The 19,111-nt window shown below is 42.9% G+C and carries 14 protein-coding genes; 8 read left to right on the top strand and 6 right to left on the bottom strand.

What is annotated here, in order from left to right; translation table 11 throughout:
- The first annotated feature begins 60 nt into the window (after positions 1 to 60).
- Together NO992_RS02505 and recN are read left to right on the top strand one after the other, a co-directional pair.
- Complete coding sequence (locus NO992_RS02505) at positions 61 to 642, top strand: hypothetical protein (protein WP_371374078.1); 582 nt, start codon at positions 61 to 63, stop codon at positions 640 to 642.
- Positions 643 to 737: 95 nt separating this feature from the next.
- Entirely contained in the window at positions 738 to 2,414 is a 1,677-nt protein-coding gene (gene recN / locus NO992_RS02500) for a DNA repair protein RecN (RefSeq protein ID WP_010375416.1), read from the top strand.
- A 95-nt stretch (positions 2,415 to 2,509) separates the two neighbouring features.
- Here the strand turns inward: recN and NO992_RS02495 are convergent, their stop codons facing one another.
- From NO992_RS02495 to NO992_RS02475, 5 genes are all read right to left on the bottom strand, one after another.
- Positions 2,510 to 3,259 (bottom strand): MBL fold metallo-hydrolase, encoded by a 750-nt coding sequence (locus NO992_RS02495; RefSeq protein WP_371374075.1) that lies wholly within the window; start codon positions 3,257 to 3,259, stop codon positions 2,510 to 2,512.
- Positions 3,260 to 3,419: 160 nt separating this feature from the next.
- The gene (locus NO992_RS02490; RefSeq protein ID WP_371374072.1) at positions 3,420 to 3,815 is read right to left on the bottom strand and encodes a DUF1801 domain-containing protein; all 396 of its coding nucleotides are present in this window, start codon (positions 3,813 to 3,815) and stop codon (positions 3,420 to 3,422) included.
- A 392-nt stretch (positions 3,816 to 4,207) separates the two neighbouring features.
- Positions 4,208 to 5,623: an FAD-dependent oxidoreductase gene (locus tag NO992_RS02485; RefSeq protein ID WP_253106976.1), complete on the bottom strand. Its 1,416-nt coding sequence runs from the start codon at positions 5,621 to 5,623 to the stop codon at positions 4,208 to 4,210.
- A 9-nt stretch (positions 5,624 to 5,632) separates the two neighbouring features.
- A complete protein-coding gene (gene gltB / locus NO992_RS02480) occupies positions 5,633 to 10,090 on the bottom strand; it encodes a glutamate synthase large subunit (RefSeq protein WP_371374068.1) in 4,458 nt (1,485 codons plus the stop codon).
- A 612-nt stretch (positions 10,091 to 10,702) separates the two neighbouring features.
- Entirely contained in the window at positions 10,703 to 11,047 is a 345-nt protein-coding gene (locus tag NO992_RS02475; RefSeq protein ID WP_010375406.1) for a Grx4 family monothiol glutaredoxin, read from the bottom strand.
- Between the two features lie 386 nt (positions 11,048 to 11,433).
- Between NO992_RS02475 and NO992_RS02470 the strand changes: the two genes are divergently transcribed.
- From NO992_RS02470 to NO992_RS02455, 4 genes are all read left to right on the top strand, one after another.
- Positions 11,434 to 12,015 (top strand): Fe-Mn family superoxide dismutase, encoded by a 582-nt coding sequence (locus NO992_RS02470; protein ID WP_010375405.1) that lies wholly within the window; start codon positions 11,434 to 11,436, stop codon positions 12,013 to 12,015.
- 186 nt (positions 12,016 to 12,201) lie between these two features.
- Positions 12,202 to 14,124: a PrkA family serine protein kinase gene (locus NO992_RS02465; protein WP_017217990.1), complete on the top strand. Its 1,923-nt coding sequence runs from the start codon at positions 12,202 to 12,204 to the stop codon at positions 14,122 to 14,124.
- Between the two features lie 25 nt (positions 14,125 to 14,149).
- Positions 14,150 to 15,433, top strand: a complete 1,284-nt coding sequence (locus tag NO992_RS02460) for a YeaH/YhbH family protein (protein WP_253106971.1) — start codon at positions 14,150 to 14,152, stop codon at positions 15,431 to 15,433.
- A gap of 18 nt (positions 15,434 to 15,451) precedes the next feature.
- The gene (locus NO992_RS02455; protein ID WP_371374062.1) at positions 15,452 to 16,957 is read left to right on the top strand and encodes a SpoVR family protein; all 1,506 of its coding nucleotides are present in this window, start codon (positions 15,452 to 15,454) and stop codon (positions 16,955 to 16,957) included.
- 181 nt (positions 16,958 to 17,138) lie between these two features.
- On the opposite strand, the gene NO992_RS02450 is transcribed toward NO992_RS02455, so the two are convergent.
- Positions 17,139 to 17,498 (bottom strand): DUF4870 domain-containing protein, encoded by a 360-nt coding sequence (locus NO992_RS02450; protein WP_010375399.1) that lies wholly within the window; start codon positions 17,496 to 17,498, stop codon positions 17,139 to 17,141.
- A gap of 387 nt (positions 17,499 to 17,885) precedes the next feature.
- Between NO992_RS02450 and NO992_RS02445 the strand changes: the two genes are divergently transcribed.
- Positions 17,886 to 18,545, top strand: coding sequence for a hypothetical protein (locus NO992_RS02445; RefSeq protein WP_371374059.1), 660 nt, complete (start codon positions 17,886 to 17,888; stop codon positions 18,543 to 18,545).
- Positions 18,527 to 19,012 carry a DUF2269 domain-containing protein gene (locus tag NO992_RS02440; RefSeq protein ID WP_253106965.1) on the top strand — a complete coding sequence of 162 codons (486 nt, stop codon included), beginning with the start codon at positions 18,527 to 18,529 and terminating at the stop codon, positions 19,010 to 19,012. Before NO992_RS02445 ends, NO992_RS02440 begins: the two co-directional genes overlap by 19 nt.
- Positions 19,013 to 19,111 lie beyond the last annotated feature (99 nt).

Below are 19,111 nucleotides of genomic sequence, written 5' to 3'. Positions count from 1 at the left end.
CCACAAAGTTACGCAAAATAACCTTGGTTAAATTTTCTAATTTAGGTAAATAACAATAAAATGGCTTACGTTGTATTTTTCACATTGGCGCTGCTTATCACTATACTTTCTGTGTATTTAGTGATTGAAAACAATAGAAGAAAAGCCCGTGAAGCGGAAAAAAAAGCCTTTAACGATCGTTTAAAAGTGATTAGCAGCAACTTTAAACTTAAAGTTGCTGAATTCGTCGAAGCGAAGATTTTAAGGCCAAAATACGCACCGCAGATCAATGCAATTGTTGGCAACTTTTTTGTCGTTCAAACCCACTCGGAAGAGAACTTGGCGCAACTGGAAAAAGTGTCCGAGTTATTTATCTATTCAGTGACAAACGAGCTTAATAAGTGCCGCTCAAATGGCAATATGGATTTGCTTGCTGAGCAATTACAATATTTTGTTGCCGAATTACCTACGGCAGGCATTGCCTATAATCGTGACTTCTATCGCGAGATGCTTCCAGCTCTCATTGCACGCATTCAAACACCTGATACGCCAGCAATACAACAAGATGAAGTTGCATTAGACTCACCAGAACTAAGTAGCTCAGAGCCATCCAACCAACAAATGCAAGCAGCAGCTTTAGTAAAAGAGCATGCTGTTGGTTAATCTTGCTATTATTTTTAGTAAAATTTTTTGATTTGAGTTGCTAAACAACAAAATACTGTATAAATTAACAGTAATTATCTGTTAGGGTGTACAGTATGCTTTTAGCTTTAAATGTTCAAAATTTTGCTATTGTTAGTGCGCTAAATATTGACTGGCATTGCGGCATGACCGCAATTACAGGTGAAACAGGCGCGGGTAAGTCCATTGCAATTGATGCGCTTTCTTTATGTCTCGGTGAGCGTGCTGATCCCTCTGCTATTCGTCCAGGTACCGATAAGGCGGATATCTCTGCTCAGTTTGATGTTTCAAATCTCCCTGCTGCCAAACGCTTTCTAACAGAGCATATGCTAGATAACGAAGAGAATGAATGTATTCTTCGTCGTGTTATTAGTAAAAGTGGGCGTAGTAAAAGCTACATCAATGGCTCCCCTGTTACTGCAGGCCAGCAAAAGGAGCTTGGGCAACATCTTATTGCAATTCATGGGCAGCATGCCCATCAGCTACTGCTAAAGCCAGAGTATCAACTGCACTTGCTTGATGCCTACGCTAGCCACACGACTTTGTTACAAGCAGTTAAGGGACAATACAATCACTACCATAAACTGCAAAAAGAATATGCCGAACTTCAAAAGTCACAACAGGCACAAGCCGCAAAAAAACAACTTCTTGAGTACCAAGTAGCGGAGCTTGACGAGTTTGCCTTACAGGAAGGCGAATATGAAGATATTGAGACCGAACATTCGCGCCTAAGCCATAGTCAAACCATTTTAGAACAATGCCACCGTGAGCTCTCTCGCCTTTATGAAAATGACGAGCAGACTGTGCTATCGCAACTACAACAAAGTGCGCAAGTGTTCTCTGAACTCACCAGTTTTGACAAAACTCTCGAGAATATTGCGCAAGTGCTAGAAGAGGCAGCAGTACAAGTAGAAGAAGCCAGTAGAGAGATCCGCAGTTATTCCGATTCGGTCGAACAAGATCCGATGCGATTACAAGAGCTAGAAGATAGACTCTCTCAAGCTCTAGATTTAGCTAGAAAACATCAAGTTCAGCCTGAATTGCTATATCAGCACCATCAAGCACTGCAACATGAGCTTGAGTCTATTAGCTCAGATTCTGCACGACTGGATGCGTTAGAGGAAGAAATTGCTGAAGCCATCAACGCCTATAATCAAGCTGCACTAGGATTAAGTCAAAGCCGCCAGCAAGCCAGTGCATCTCTTAACGAACGAATTTCTGCAAGTATGAAAGAGCTTGCGATGGGTGATGGTCAATTTGAGATCCAGTTAACGCCTAACCTTGGCGCTAAACCGAGTCCACTTGGGTATGATCACATTGAATTTTACGTCTCTACTAACCCAGGACAACCTTTACAACCGATGGGCAAAGTTGCCTCGGGTGGTGAGCTATCTCGGATAAGCTTAGCCATTCAAGTGATTATCGCAACACGCGTCACAACACCCACTTTGATTTTCGATGAAGTTGATGTTGGGATATCAGGTCCAACGGCTGCAACCGTAGGTAAATTGCTACGCCAGCTTGGTCAGTCCACGCAAGTTATTTGTGTTACCCATTTACCGCAAGTGGCATGCAGTGGTCACAACCAGTTCTTTGTCGCAAAACGGGTAGAACATGGCGAAACCTTTACCAAAATGACCCCAATGGCAGAAAGCCAACGCATTGATGAAATAGCAAGGTTAATTGGTGGGGATAAAATAAGTGACACGACAAGAGCGAGTGCAAAGGAATTATTACAAGTACAAAGTGCGTAAAACATTGACCACCTGTCATCAGTCCTAACGGGTTATGTTTGTAGACAACCTATAAACATAGCCTGTTAGCAAACACGAAAGGCAATTTTACATGATTAACGGTAAACGTAGTTATGCCACTCTGTATGTAAAAACTCCGCCGTACATCCAGTCAAGGCGTTTTCAAGACTCAATGGTGACTCACTTTGGGCTATCGCCTCTAAATAACTTTGCCTTTGAGATATTGCGGTTAAAATCGGTTCCGTACCAGAAATTGGATTACCATGAGAGAGCAGTAAAGTGAGATCGGCATACTTTTTTAATTTTTCTAGGGAATTAAAATGTGCTCGAGCCCCACTAATATGGACCGCAGGCAGAAGCGCCTCTGCCTCGTTTGACGTCATGATATCATCAGCTACATGAATATATTTATCATTAATGATGGTGTATAAACCACATTCCACATGTCCAGTAATCAACTCAAATTTAAGCTCGAACTCACCGAAATGTAGCACAGAGTTTTCATGCAGCTCATTAAGCCCATCAAAATAGTGATGCTTTTCTTTAGCAGTATACTTATCTAATATGTTTTTATAATGATGATTTCCAAACAGTTTTGGTCCTGCAAGCGCTGGCAACCCAGAGATATGATCCGGATGAAAGTGTGAAAATAACACTTGCGATACGGAGATATTGAGTTTGTTTAGATCTTCGCGAACAGCTTGTCCATGCGTTTCAAAGCCAGTGTCAAGCAGCATGGCGGTATTGTTGTGAATAAAAGCATAGATATTGTAGCCAACATGATCCCCAGCAAAAGGAGGAAATTGATAGAGATGTAAATTTGTCGTTATTTTGATTTTTTGCATTCGTTATTTTTCATTCCTTTTTATTTTTCTTTTATCGGAGCTTAATGCGAACGTCACAAGGACGCCACATTGAAACCCTGAAGCTTTGCCACCAAACTTTGAGCCAACTTTACACAAAGCGGTTTCACGAATGCTACATTAAATCAGAGCGTTTTGCGTTTCATTTTTCAAGGTTGAATTGAATTGCTGCACGGATCAATGTGCAGAAATGGGCTTCATTGATAGTGTCCTGCTGTTTAATATCAATCGCCCTTCGAGTATTACCAGCAAACCCACTATTGAATAACTGGTGCTCATCTTCAAATTTTGCGCCATATGCAAAGGTAAGTTTGACCTTATCTTTGTAAACTTCGCCCGTGCAGATCATGCCAGCTTTTGACCATACAGGCACTCCTGTTGGGTTACTTGGCTTACGCCATTTGATATCTTCCTCTACCTCTTTATCGACACTTAGGATCAGACTTCTGATCTGCTGCAATACCACTGCACGCCAATCGTTTACACTCGCTATCTTTGCAGTGACCGCATCAGCGCCTGAGTTTATCGTTTCATTCATGATCTTTCCTTAATACTATTGATAAATATATGTTGAGTGAAATTAAGTTAGCGGCTAACAAGGGTCTGTTGACCTTTGCTGTTTGATTTTTGTTCTTCTGAGTGCGTTTTGGTCGCGACGCTCGACTTGCCGCCTAGTAATCTAGGTAAAAGTTGAGCAACAATGAACAAAGCACACTCAGGTGAACCCAAAGGGCAGCGCTTGATTGGCATTTCTACTGTGTTCTCGCCTGACTCACATAGAACAACTATGCTACGCAGACTCTGCCTTGTATAAACACCAATCAAACTGCTGCAAAAACAAACTTAAAAGATAAACAGTCCCTACGCAAAATTCAAATAAAAAACCCCAGCTACAACGAATGTAGTTGGGGTTTGTGAACGACAAAAGCGTTAAACTTCTAAATAGTCCAAAATGCCTTCAGCTGCGTTGCGGCCTTCAAAAATCGCCGTTACCACTAAATCAGAACCTCGTACGGCGTCACCACCGGCAAAGATTTTCGGATTACTTGTTTGATGTGTAAATGCGCCTTTTTCTGGTGCAACAATACCGCCCCAGTGATTTATTGCGACATCGTATTGTGCTAACCAGTCAAGGTTGTGAGGCTTAAAACCAAATGCCATGATCACCGCGTCGGCTTCTAGTGTATGCTCAGAGCCTTCCACGGTTTCAGCACTACGGCGACCATTTTTGTCGGGTTCACCTAATTGTGTTTTCACCATTTTAACGCCCGTGACTTTGCCTGAGCTGTCGACTTCAATACCAACTGGCTGTAAATTGAATCTAAATTCAACCCCTTCTTCTTTGGCATTTTTAACTTCTCGAACGGAACCTGGCATGTTTTCTTCATCACGACGATAAGCACAGGTCACGGATTGCGCATTTTGTCTGACTGACGTTCTAACACAGTCCATCGCTGTGTCCCCACCACCTAGTACCACTACGCGCTTACCAGCCATGTTCACATAGCTATGTTGGCTTTCGTCATAACCCATGACTCGGTTGGTGTTACCAATCAAAAATGGTAGCGCATCATAAACACCATCGGCATCTTCATTTTCAAGATTGCCTTTCATGCTTTGGTACGTCCCCACACCTAAGAATACGGCGTCGTATTGCGACAATAACTCATCCATTGAAACATCACGACCAACCTCGGTATTGAGTTTAAACTCAACGCCCATTTCGGTGAAAATCTCGCGACGGTTTTCCATTACCGATTTTTCTAACTTGAATGACGGGATCCCAAAGGTCAGCAAACCGCCAATTTCAGGGTTGCGATCATACACCACAGGGCGCACGCCATTTCGCACTAGAATATCCGCACAGCCAAGTCCTGCCGGACCCGCGCCTATGATTGCGACTTTCTTATCGGTCCAAGTAACGTAAGAAAGATCAGGCTTCCAGCCCTGTGCAAACGCCGTATCAGTAATATATTTTTCAATATTTCCTATAGTCACTGCACCAAACTCTTCGTTCAGCGTACACGACCCCTCACAAAGCCTATCTTGCGGACAAACTCGGCCACACACTTCAGGCAAACTATTGGTACGGTGAGACAGCTCCGCTGCCTCAATGATTCTGCCCGTACGAATAAGTTTGAGCCATTGCGGAATATAGTTGTGAACTGGACACTTCCATTCACAATACGGGTTACCACAATCTAAACAACGATCAGATTGCGAATGAACCTGCTGCTCAGAAAATGGCTCATAAATTTCAACAAAAGATTGCTTACGCGCAGAAATAGGCTTTTTGCGCGGATCTACACGTTGTACATCGATAAATTGGTAAACGTTCTCGCTCATTGCTCTCTCCTACTGCGCCTGAATTCTTAGCTCAGCGCTACTACGCGCTCGGTGGCCAAGTAAACTGTTTAAATCGCTCGACTTTGGCTTTACCAATTTAAACATTGGCAAATACAACTCAAAGTTAGCTAAGATCTGCTCAGCTCGGGTTGAGCTCGTTAAATCTAGATGCTCCGCAATTAAACCGCGTAAATGTTCTTGGTGCGATGCTAGCGCTTTGAGATCTACCAGCTCGACCAACTCAGGGTTGATCCGCTTATCAAAATCACTCTCTTCATCAAGTACATAGGCAAAACCACCGGTCATGCCTGCGCCAAAGTTAACGCCAACTTGACCAAGCACACACACCACGCCTCCCGTCATGTATTCGCAACCATTATCACCAAGCCCTTCAACAACCGCTTGTACACCCGAGTTACGCACAGCAAAGCGCTCGCCAGCTCGACCTGCAGCAAACAACTTACCGCCGGTCGCGCCATATAAACAGGTGTTACCGATGATAGCCGCCTGATGAGAGGCAAAGCTTGAACCGATAGGAGGACGCACGACTAGCTTTCCACCAGCCATCCCTTTACCAACGTAGTCGTTAGCATCACCGACTAATGTCATTTCAAGACCACCCGCGTTCCACACTCCAAACGATTGCCCTGCAGTACCATGTAACTCGAGTGCAATTGGATCTGCTGCCATACCTTGGTTACCATGCTTGCTCGCGATATAACCAGACAACATTGCGCCGATAGAGCGATCCGTATTGGCAATACGACTCACCAACGAGATACCCGTCATTTCATCAATTGCCGTCTTAGCTTTCGCTAGTAAGCTTTCGTTCAACGCACCACTGTAGTGTGATGGATTAGTATGGGTGCAATACAGCGCTTCATTTGACGGATTGTTCGGCTTCGCTAGAAGCGGACTTAAGTCGAGCTTTTTCTGCTTCGCAGTATTACCTTCAATGGCTTCAAGTAAATCCGTTCTACCAATTAAATCGGTGAGTTTTGTAACTCCCAAAGCAGCCATTAATTCACGAGCCTCTTGCGCAATAAACTTAAAGTAGTTCATCGCCATTTCTGGCAGTCCGTGATAATGCTTTTGACGCAGCGTATCGTCTTGTGTCGCAACACCGGTTGCACAGTTATTAAGGTGACAGATCCGCAGGTATTTACAGCCAAGCGCAACCATAGGGCCTGTGCCAAAACCAAAGCTCTCGGCACCCAAAATTGCTGCTTTAATAATATCTAAGCCGGTTTTTAAGCCGCCATCTGTTTGCAACCTAATGCGGTGGCGTAGACCATTTTCAACCAGCGCCTGTTGCGTTTCAGCAAGGCCAAGCTCCCACGGACTACCTGCATACTTTACCGATGTCAGCGGACTCGCCCCTGTACCACCGTCATAACCGGCAATGGTAATGAGATCGGCATACGCTTTAGCAACACCAGTCGCAATCGTGCCGACACCGGGTTCTGAAACCAGCTTGACCGAGATCATCGCTTCAGGGTTGACCTGTTTGAGGTCAAAAATAAGCTGAGCTAAGTCTTCAATCGAATAAATATCGTGATGCGGCGGCGGCGAAATCAAAGTAACACCAGGAACCGAATAGCGTAACTTTGCGATATAAGGGGTGACTTTTTCACCCGGCAGCTGACCACCCTCGCCCGGCTTTGCCCCTTGCGCAACTTTGATTTGAATAACGTCAGCTGAACGCAAATAATGTGGTGTCACACCGAATCGGCCAGAAGCAACTTGCTTAATACGCGAATTCTTTTCTGTACCAAAACGTAGCTTATCCTCACCACCCTCACCAGAGTTAGAGCAACCGCCGAGGCGATTCATCGCAATTGCTAACGCTTCATGTGCCTCCGGTGATAAAGCCCCGATACTCATCGCGGCTGAGTCAAAACGTTTGTATAGCTCAGTCGCAGGCTCAACATCGTTGATGTCGATTGCTTGTTGCGCCGTATTAAGCTTAAGCATGTCTCGCAGATTGGTAATTGGACGGTTATTTACCAGCTCCGCATATTTAACGTAGTCTTGATAGTTACCCGAACGAACTGCGGTCTGCAAAGTTTGCACGACATCTGGGTTATAGGCATGGTATTCACCACCATGCACATACTTTAATAATCCACCGTGTGATAGCAGTTTACGCTTGCTAAATGCCAATTTATTGAGTTGTTGTTGCTCCAAGGCAAAGTCGTCAAAACACGCACCTTTAATACGGTTTGCAACTCCTTTGAAGCACAATTCAACCACCTCATCGGATAAACCGACGGCTTCAAACAACATCGAACAACGATAGGAAGCAATGGTGCTGATCCCCATCTTCGACATGATCTTGTATAAACCTTTGTTAATCGCGCCGCGATAAGACAAAGTCACCTCGCGGTAAGACTTTTTAATGATCTTCTTATCACACATTGCCACAAGGGTTTCGTAGGCTAGATAAGGATAAATCGCTGTTGCGCCAAAACCTAACATAACAGCAAACTGGTGCGGATCTCTTACGCTACCTGTTTCAACCAAAATATTGGTATCGCAACGCAGGTTGCCATCCACCAGTCGCCTTTGTACCGCCCCCACGGCCATCGCCGCTGGGATAACTTGCTTGCCTGCAGCAATTTCTCGGTCACTAAGCACTAACATCACGCATCCAGAACCTGCTTTTGCAACCGCTTCATCACAGATGCGCTTGATTGCATCTTGCAATGACTCTTGAATATCGTAAATCAATGAAATTTTGCACGCACAGTAATGGTCATCATCGGCGGTTAATAGCTGCTGCATATCAGAATAAGTCAGTACCGGCGAGGCAAACTGTAAACGTTTAGCATGACCTGTGGTTTCGTTAAAAACGTTTTGCTCGCGACCAATACAAGTCGCCAGTGACATTACATGATTTTCCCGTAACGGATCGATTGGCGGGTTAGTGACCTGAGCAAACTTCTGGCGGAAGTAGTCAAATATCGAGCGGTGTCCTTCAGATAGCACTGCAAATGGCGTATCGTCACCCATTGAACCAGTTGCTTCTTGGCCATTTTCACCCATCACGCGAATAACTTGGTCGAGCTCTTCGTTGGTATAACCAAACTGCTTCTGATAGGTCAACAAGGTTTCATCGTCAAGATCGCGCTTGCCAGCCGCTTTTTCATCTAGTGCTTCAAATGGCGTTAAACGCTTAACGTTTTGCTCAAGCCAAGTTTTGTATGGATGTCTGGATTTCAAATCTTGATCGATTTCATCGGACTGCCAAATCTTGCCATGTAAAGTATCAACCACCAGTAATTCACCTGGACCCACGCGACCTTTTTCAATAACTTCATCTGGCGCGTAATCCCAAATGCCCACTTCCGAGGCAAGCGTAATAAAGCCGTCTTGTGTGATCACATAACGGGCAGGACGAAGACCGTTACGGTCCAAATTACAGGCAGCAAAGCGCCCATCAGACATCACGATGCCAGCTGGTCCATCCCACGGTTCCATATGCATGGAGTTAAAGTCATAGAATGCGCGTAAGTCTTCATCCATAGCGCGATTTTTCTGCCATGCAGGTGGTACTAACATACGCATAGCACGGAATAAGTCCATGCCACCAGCTAAAAATAGCTCTAGCATGTTATCTAAACTAGACGAGTCAGAACCCGTTTCATTGACAAACGGTGCCGCATTTTGCAAATCTGGTAATAAAGGTGACGCGAACTTGTAAGCACGTGCCCTCGCCCACTGACGGTTACCTTCAATGGTATTGATCTCACCATTGTGAGCTAAATAGCGGAATGGTTGCGCCAACGGCCATCGAGGCTGTGTATTGGTTGAAAAGCGTTGATGGAATACGCAAATCGCACTGGTCATCCGCATATCAGCAAGATCCGTATAAAAATTCGGTAGATCCGCCGGCATCATTAAGCCTTTGTAGATAGTCACTAAACCGGACAAACTACAAATATAAAACTGCTCATCTTGTTCTAAACGCTTTTCTATGCGTCGTCTTGCTATATATAGACGACGCTCTAAATCTTTAGGACGCCACCCTTCTGGAGCACCGACAAAAACCTGTTTAAACTGCGGTAATTGTGCTTTAGCAATAGGACCAAGCATAGATGGATCGGTGGGTACTTCACGCCAACCTATGAGCGTCAGTGTTTCTTTTTCTAATTCTTCACTGATCACTTTTTCAGCCGCAGCTGCAAGCTCATAGTCCTGATTTAAAAATAGCATACCTACCGCATAGTTTTTGCCTACATGCCAATCGTTTTCAGCTGCGACGGCGCGGAAAAAACTATCCGGCTTTTGTAATAACAGACCGCAACCATCACCGGTTTTACCATCTGCAGAAATACCACCTCGGTGCTGCATGCGGTCCAAACCTGTGATTGCTGTACGGATCAGTTTGTGACTCGGCTGACCGCTTACATGCGCAATCAAGCCAAATCCACAGTTATCTTTTTCTAATTTTGAGTCGTATAACATAGACTCCTCCCCTTGCTACAACGGCCAGCCCATGACGGTACGACGAAATGCTGGCAGATATTCAAAATTAGCCTTGATTGAAAGTAGAGTCAACACAAATATGAATACATATTCATAAACTTGAATATTTCTCATTGGTAAGACAAGTTAGCCAAAATCGTAATAAATTTGCCACTTTGAAAATAGTGAATATAAATTTGCAAAATGACACCGGTATCACACCAATAAAAATGCAACGAGACACAACCAAAAGCAAACGTTTACGTAAACGTAAACCAAGTTAAAAATGAATAATTATTCACTTTTTGGATTTTATAGAACTCAATATCGAAGCACGTTCGATTACACTGTTTATATAGGTATGCAAAACAGAGAGCGTTTTTAGCTTGACGCTAACGTCAACTTGAGTTGATAAAAATAAGCGAGTAGCTCTAAGTTAGATAAACGCGAATAGCGTTAATGAAAGTGTAGATATCTTAAATTCAATGAACTTCTGGTTTTCAACCAAACATCAGACAAAAAGACTTGCTAAGAAAAGTAGGTAGGAAGATATTAGAAGATTTTTAAAAAATAAAGCATGGCAGAGTATCGACTCTGCCATAAGCGGTTAGCTTATTCCGCTGCTGCTTCGTCTTTCTTATATTTAGCTGCTGTTTCAGCAATAAGAGGTTGAAGCTCACCTTTTTGGAACATCTCAATGATAATGTCACAACCACCGATTAACTCACCTTCTACCCAAAGCTGAGGGAAAGTTGGCCAGTTCGCATAATGCGGTAGTTCAGCACGAATGTCTGGATTTAATAAAATGTCAACATAAGCAAACTGCTCACCACACGCCATCAAAGCCTGAGATGCCTGCGAAGAGAAACCACAGTTAGGGAGTTTTGGCGACCCTTTCATATATAAGATGATTGGATTTTCTTCGATCTGCTGTTTAATCTTGTCAATAGTTTCCATTAGTTACCTCAAAATGACGTTTCGTCCAATGCTTATCAATATCTAGTTTAGCATCGGCGTTTTAGCTTGCTACTCACTTTAACAACACCTGTTGCATTCATAATGCCAAGCTTTAAGCAGCGATAGAATCTCGGGATACATGGCTAAAATAAGCATGACCGCCTGTCATGATGTTCTACACTTTGACTGCTATTCGGCATATGTTCACAAAGAATGTGTATTATAAGTCATTAAGTCACTGGCACGCATTGCTGTTTGCCAAAACTTGAGTAAAATAGTCAGGAATTATAGTATCACTATATAGGCCAATGGTATAGAAAAGTGGGCTGATGTTAGCTACCTTTCGTACGTGTTATTGGCAAATCAACCAAAAAATGGAGATTAATATGGCATTTGAACTACCGTCACTACCTTATGCACTAAATGCTCTTGAGCCGCACGTTTCTCAAGAGACGCTAGAATTCCACCACGGTAAGCACCACAACACATACGTTGTAAAGCTTAACGGTCTTATCGAAGGTACTGACTTTGAAGGTAAATCACTAGAAGAGATCGTATGTAGCTCTGAAGGTGGTGTTTTCAACAATGCTGCTCAAATCTGGAACCACACTTTCTACTGGCACAGCCTTGCGCCAAATGCAGGTGGCGAACCAACAGGTAAAGTTGCTGAACTAATTAATGCAAAATGGGGCTCATTCGCAGCATTCCAAGAAGCTTTCAACGACAAAGCAGTTAACAACTTTGGTTCAAGCTGGACTTGGTTAGTACAACTAGCTGACGGCTCTCTAGATATCGTTAACACTTCAAATGCAGCGACTCCGCTGACTGAAGAAGGTGTTACCCCTATCATCACAGTTGACCTGTGGGAACACGCTTACTACATCGATTACCGTAATGTTCGTCCTGATTACCTTAAAGGTTTCTGGGCACTTGTTAACTGGGATTTCGCTAACAGCAACCTAGCTTAACATCAACTATCAGTATTGATGCAACAATGGGGCGCACAAGCGCCCTTTTTTCATGCCTGTAACTCAACATTAATACATAAAAAATCTAGTTTTTTTTGGGTATTCTTCATATCACGACTAAGCTTTAAGTAACCTTTCCAAATCTGTGATCCGCAAACCACACCAAGTAGCTTATTGGAGGTCGTTATGACAATATTTGAACATTATCAGGCCAGATATGAAGCCGCGCAAGAAGAAGAGTACACCATCGCGGAATTTCTTGAAATTTGTAAAAATGACAAATCAGCCTATGCCAGCGCACCTGAGCGACTTCTGATGGCAATAGGCGAACCAGAAATGATCGATACGTCGAAAGATGCCAGACTTAGTCGGCTGTTTTCGAATAGAGTAATAGCTCGATACCCTGCCTTCAATGAGTTTTACGGTATGGAGGATGCCATTGAACAAATAGTATCGTATCTCAAACATGCCGCACAGGGGCTTGAAGAGTGCAAACAAGTGCTCTATTTACTCGGCCCGGTTGGTGGTGGTAAATCGTCTATCGCAGAAAAGCTCAAGTATTTGATGCAAAAGGTGCCGGTTTATTCTTTAAAAGGCTCACCCGTTAATGACCACCCGCTTTGCTTGTTTAGCCCACAAGAAGATGCCGACCTACTTGAAAAAGAGTACGGCATTCCTGGGCGCTATATTAAAACGATAATGTCTCCATGGGCAACTAAACGCTTACATGAGTACAATGGAGATATTACACAATTTAAGGTCGTAAAACGTTACCCTTCCATTCTTGATCAAATTGCTATCGCGAAAACAGAGCCAGGGGATGAGAACAACCAAGATATCTCAGCGCTGGTGGGTAAAGTTGATATTCGTAAACTTGAGCATTTCGCTCAAAATGACCCTGATGCTTATGCGTATTCTGGCGCGCTATGTCTTGCGAACCAAGGTTTGATGGAATTTGTCGAGATGTTTAAAGCACCCATTAAGGTGCTACACCCGCTGCTAACTGCAACCCAAGAAGGCAACTACAATGGTACCGAGGGTATTTCCGCCCTACCATTTAGCGGCCTAATACTCGCTCACTCTAACGAGTCTGAATGGCAAACCTTTAAGAACAATAAAAACAACGAGGCATTTTTAGACCGTGTTTACATCGTCAAAGTGCCTTATTGTTTACGCGTGTCTGAAGAGGTCAAAATTTACGAGAAGCTTATTGAAAATAGTGAACTCAGGGAAGCCCCCTGTGCGCCTGGCACTTTAGAAACTTTAGCGAAGTTTTCAGCACTGTCTCGAATTAAAGAACCAGAGAACTCCAGTATCTATTCAAAAATGCGGGTTTACGATGGTGAAAGCTTAAAAGACACAGATCCAAAAGCTAAATCCTATCAAGAATACAGAGATTATGCAGGCGTTGACGAAGGCATGAACGGCCTTTCAACTCGCTTTGCCTTTAAGATCCTCTCTCGTGTGTTTAACTTTGACCATAGTGAAGTCGCAGCAAACCCTGTTCATTTGTTCTATGTACTTGAGCAGCAAATTGAGCGCGAACAATTTAACGCTGAAGTACAAGAGCGCTACCTAAGCCATCTAAAAGGGTATCTAATCCCACAATATGTCGAATTTATCGGTAAAGAACTACAAACAGCTTACCTTGAGTCGTACTCTGAGTACGGCCAAAATATTTTCGACCGCTATGTTACCTATGCAGACTTTTGGATCCAAGATCAGGAATATCGTGACCCAGATACAGGTCAACTGTTTGATAGAGCCGCGCTTAACGGCGAGCTGGAAAAGATTGAAAAGCCAGCCGGTATTTCCAATCCAAAAGATTTCCGTAACGAGATAGTCAACTTTGTTTTAAGAGCAAGAGCCCATCACAATGGTGACAATCCAGTATGGACCAGCTATGAAAAACTAAGAACGGTTATCGAGAAGAAAATGTTCTCTAATACCGAAGACTTACTCCCTGTAATTTCATTTAATGCAAAAACCTCTGCCGAAGATCAGAAGAAGCACGAGGACTTTGTCAATCGTATGGTTGATAAAGGCTATACCCAAAAACAAGTTCGCCTACTTTCAGAATGGTATTTAAGAGTTAGAAAGTCACAGTAACTTGTTAGTATGAAGAGGGTGTTATATGGCGCATTTTATTGACCGCCGTCTTAACGGCAAAAATAAGAGCACTCTGAACCGCCAACGTTTTATCCGCCGCTACAAGAAGCAGATAAAGAAAGCGGTTTCAGAGGCCATCAACAAACGTAGTGTGACTGATATCTCCAGTGGCGAAAGCATTTCTATCCCACAACGAGATATCAGCGAGCCCACTTTCCATCAGGGAAAAGGGGGGGACAGAGAGCTCATTCACCCAGGTAACGATCAATTTTCAACGGGCGATCGGATCCAGCGCCCTCCTTCAGGGCAAGGTGGTGGGTCAGGTGATGGCGAGGCAAGTAACCAAGGTGAAGGGCAAGACGATTTTGTATTCTCTATTTCAAAAGACGAATACTTAGACCTATTGTTTGAAGACTTGGAGTTACCCAACTTACAACAAAGCCAGTTAGATAAATTAATGCAAATGAAAACGCATCGAGCTGGCTTTTGTAATGATGGTATGCCTAGCAACTTAGATATCGTACGCAGTTTAAAAGGCTCAATGGCACGCCGTATTGCGATGACCTCAAGTAAACGCCGAGAGTTAAGGGAATTAGAGGAAGAACTGGCGAGTATGCTTGCTGAACCGGTTCCTCCTCAACAGAAAATCAATGATATAGAGCTGCGGATCCAAGTGCTAAAAGAGCAAATAGCCGCGGTGCCTTTCATCGATAATTACGATTTACGCTTTCGTAATTACGAAAGGCGTCCACACCCCACCAGCAAAGCTGTTATGTTTTGCTTGATGGATGTGTCTGGTTCAATGGATCAAGCTACAAAAGACATGGCAAAACGTTTTTATATTTTGCTCTATCAGTTCTTAACCCGCACTTATAAAGATATTGAGGTAGTCTATATCCGCCATCATACCCAAGCAAAAGAAGTAGACGAGCAAGAGTTTTTCTACTCGCAAGAGACTGGTGGCACAATTGTCTCGAGTGCACTGAAACTAATGGACGAAATCATTCAAGAGCGTTATGCCCAAGGCGATTGGAATATTTACGCCGCACAAGCCTCTGACGGTGATAACTGGGCAGATGATTCTCCACAATGCACCCAGATACTCTCTAACAAACTACTTAAAATTGTCCGCTACTATGCATATATAGAGATAACTACCCGTGCACACCAAAGTCTGTGGCGGGAGTATCAAGGAGTAGCCAACTCATTTGACAACTTTGCTATGCAGCACATTCGAGGTGTAGAAGATATTTATCCTATCTTTAGAGAATTGTTCAAGAAGAACAAAAATAAGCAAAGTGCGGCATAATTTTTGGGAGGTTGCGCGATGACATATCAGCCAATTGACGATGGTCCAGATTGGACCTTTGATTTACTTGATACTTATCATCAGGAAATTGCTCGTGTAGCCGAGCATTACAGACTTGACACTTACCCGAATCAAATTGAGGTGATCACAGCTGAGCAAATGATGGATGCCTACTCAAGTGTAGGCATGCCAATTGGTTATGCACATTGGTCGTACGGTAAAAAATTTATCCAGACTGAGCAAACCTACAAACGTGGTCAAATGGGTCTTGCCTATGAGATTGTGATTAACTCTAATCCTTGTATTGCCTACTTAATGGAAGAAAATACCATGCCTATGCAGGCGCTGGTGATGGCGCATGCGTGCTATGGTCATAATTCTTTCTTTAAAGGTAACTATCTATTTAAAACCTGGACAGATGCATCTTCCATTATTGATTACTTGGTATTCGCTAAAAATTATGTCGCCAAATGTGAAGAAAAGTACGGTATTGATGAGGTAGAAAACCTTATTGACTCTTGTCATGCGTTAATGAATTACGGGGTTGATCGATATAAAAGGCCGCAACGGATCTCTATGTTTGAGGAGCAAAAACGCCAAAAAGAGCGGGAAGATTATTTGCAGTCCCAAGTTAATGAATTATGGCGAACCATTCCTAAAGGTGAAGATGAAGAAACCGACAGCCGTACCCGGTTCCCATCAGAACCTCAGGAAAACATACTGTATTTCATCGAGAAAAATGCGCCATTGCTGGAGTCTTGGCAACGCGAGATTATTCGTATTGTGCGTAAAGTATCACAGTATTTCTACCCGCAAAGACAAACTCAAGTCATGAACGAGGGCTGGGCTACATTTTGGCATTACACTATTTTGAATCACTTGTATGACGAGGGAAAACTAAGTGACTCCTTTATGTTGGAGTTTTTGCAAAGTCATACCAATGTTGTGTATCAACCGCCATACAATAGTAAATTTTATTCAGGGATAAACCCCTATGCGCTCGGCTTTAACATGATGGTCGATATTCGCCGTATATGCGAAAACCCAACAGAAGAAGACAAACAGTGGTTCCCGGAATTTGCGGGGAGCAACTGGCTAGATACACTGCATTTTGCAATGCAAAATTTTAAAGACGAGAGCTTTATCAGCCAATTTTTATCTCCAAAGCTCATGCGCGACTTTAAACTTTTTACGATTGTCGACAAACAAAAATCTCCACATTTGGAAGTTGGCCCTATTCACGATGAAATGGGTTATCAACAACTTCGCAGCGCTCTTTCAGCGCAGTACAACCTCAGTAACCATGAGCCTAATATTCAAGTTTATGATGTAGATGTACGGGGAGATCGCTCACTTACGCTAAGGTATGTACCACAAGGCGGGATCCCACTTGCCGCTTCAAAGCAAGAAGTGATAAAGCACCTCTATCGCTTATGGGGATTTAAAGTGAAACTTGAACAAGTAGATGAAAATGGCAATCTCGAGCAGATAGCTCAATGCCCTGAAGAAGAAAGTGAATCGTAACTCTGTTAGTTTGACTTAGGAGCCGGCAAACAGGTTGTGTTTGCCGTGATTCCTTTCCCATATTCAGGCGCCTTAAATTAGCTCAAACTTCTATATTGTGCTGCTCTGAGGTGCTTTGTTTAATTCAATACTGCTAACGCGAACACTTCCAACAGCAGAGTTTCGCTATTCAAAGTGCCGGTTACTTAAAAAAATTGAAGCTCAGAGGATAAACCCATACTTCCCCATTATTGGCTTTTATCGCGGCTATGATGGCAAATATAACATTAAGAATAGCTAAAACAACGAACCCTAAAATACCAACCGCAACAAAAACTAAAATACCGCAAATTATGGAATAGATGATTAAGCTAATTAACCAGTTAATAGTGGCTTTTCCGTGTTGGTCGATTGTTTCGCTTTTATCCTTATTGGTTGCCCACATAACCACCGGTAATACAAGCCCTAGTCCCGGAGCAACAAAGCTCGCCAGTTGGCTCAAATGTAATAACATACAGTATGTATTTAGCGGCATCCCCCAGTATTCATCATTATCGTTCATTTTTCATTCCCTTTTATTGTTGTAAGTGATTACGCATTTCAAGCAAGTGTTTCATATTGACTGAAGTCTATGGAATTCTTCCTAATGAGTTAAAATCATTTAAGGAACTACTATTCACCTACCTCATCTTAAAATAAATGGCTAAAGACCTCTAATGAAAACTCAACTCCCCACACCTCCATTAAAGCTAGATAAGCCGTGATTTACAAGTCTTTTGATATCAAGAGCATAAGCGTAGACATCACAACTCCGGTTAACCGCTATAGTTTAAAGACAAGGGTTATTCAATTTTCACCAAGTAAATAATGTCTATTCAGACTAAGGCTTTACCAATTTTGGGTATAGATTTAAGATGAAACATGGGACTCCAATCCAGACGTAAAACCAATGGATCAATACAAAACCAAATTTGTTGTTGTTTATCTGATTGCCGCAATAATTACTGCTGCATGTCTTTTAATGAATGGACCGATGCGTCCAGGCTTGCCTCTTGATAACACGGTAATAATGCGTATGGAGTTTATTGCTGAAAACTTAGTATTTTGGCAGTGGTCTTGGATAGCTTGGATGTTCTCTGCACTAGGTCTTTTAGTATTTAGTGTTATTTTAGCAGATGAGCTCAAGGCCGACTTTAGAAAGCATGTTGGCCTGCTATTAGTCGCATTGGGTGTGGCCCCAGATCTAATTGCTGAAGTGATTTATGCCTTTGTTTTACCAAAAGTAGTTCACTTAGCCATGGGCGAATCTGTATTTTTACTGTTTGAGCATATTGCAACCCATCTAACCGGTTACCTAGGTAATGGCCTTTATAATTTAGGAGGGCTTACGTTAACCTATCTAGCCATTAAGCAAGGTATATTTAAAACATGGGTATCAGTGTGGGGGATCACCGCTTGGATTTTAGGTTTATTGCTGTCTGTATCTATCGCTGCTGGTCAACTTAAAGCTGCTGAGATATTTACTGCATCAAGCATGACTCTTAGTACACTTTGGATGATTATCTTTGCACATCAAGTTTTGAGGCCTAGATGGAATACGCAATCTTAAAATTAGTACACCTAGGCGCCTTGATTTTTTGGCTCGGCCCAGCTCTTGGTGCTTGGCTCGTATTAAAAGCAATAGAAAATGAAAATATAGGATCGGTAACCGCGAAGGTGAGCCATGTATTCTTTCTCATGGTCACACTGGAACATGTGGCGTTTATAGTTCTCTTATTAACAGGCTTTTCTATGGCTTTTTTAGCTGGATGGTTTACATCTCCATGGCTCCAGCAAAAGCTACTGGTGGTCGGTCTCGTGATTATCCCATTAGAAATTGTCGATATTTTCTTGGGAAACTGGTTAGCAGCAAAGGCATCTAAAAGTGTCCACTTGGGTATTGCAAGCGCTCAGCAACGGCGTTGGTTGGCGCTCTATCACGGCCCTTTTACTAAACTTGCACTCTTAACCATACCGGTTTCAGTCGTTATTGTGATGTATTTAGCGGTAAGTAAGACGCCACTTTTATCACTTTAATTCGCAGAAATAACCGAACAATACGGCTGATTTGTCTAACATACCGCTGTTCATTCCACACCGATACTAAAAAGGTAGTGGGGTAAAAATTATAAAGTG

It is taken from the genome of Pseudoalteromonas sp. DY56-GL79 (genome assembly GCF_041414765.1).
GTDB classification, from domain to species: domain Bacteria; phylum Pseudomonadota; class Gammaproteobacteria; order Enterobacterales; family Alteromonadaceae; genus Pseudoalteromonas; species Pseudoalteromonas piscicida.
This window is presented reverse-complemented; position numbering and strand designations above follow the sequence as displayed.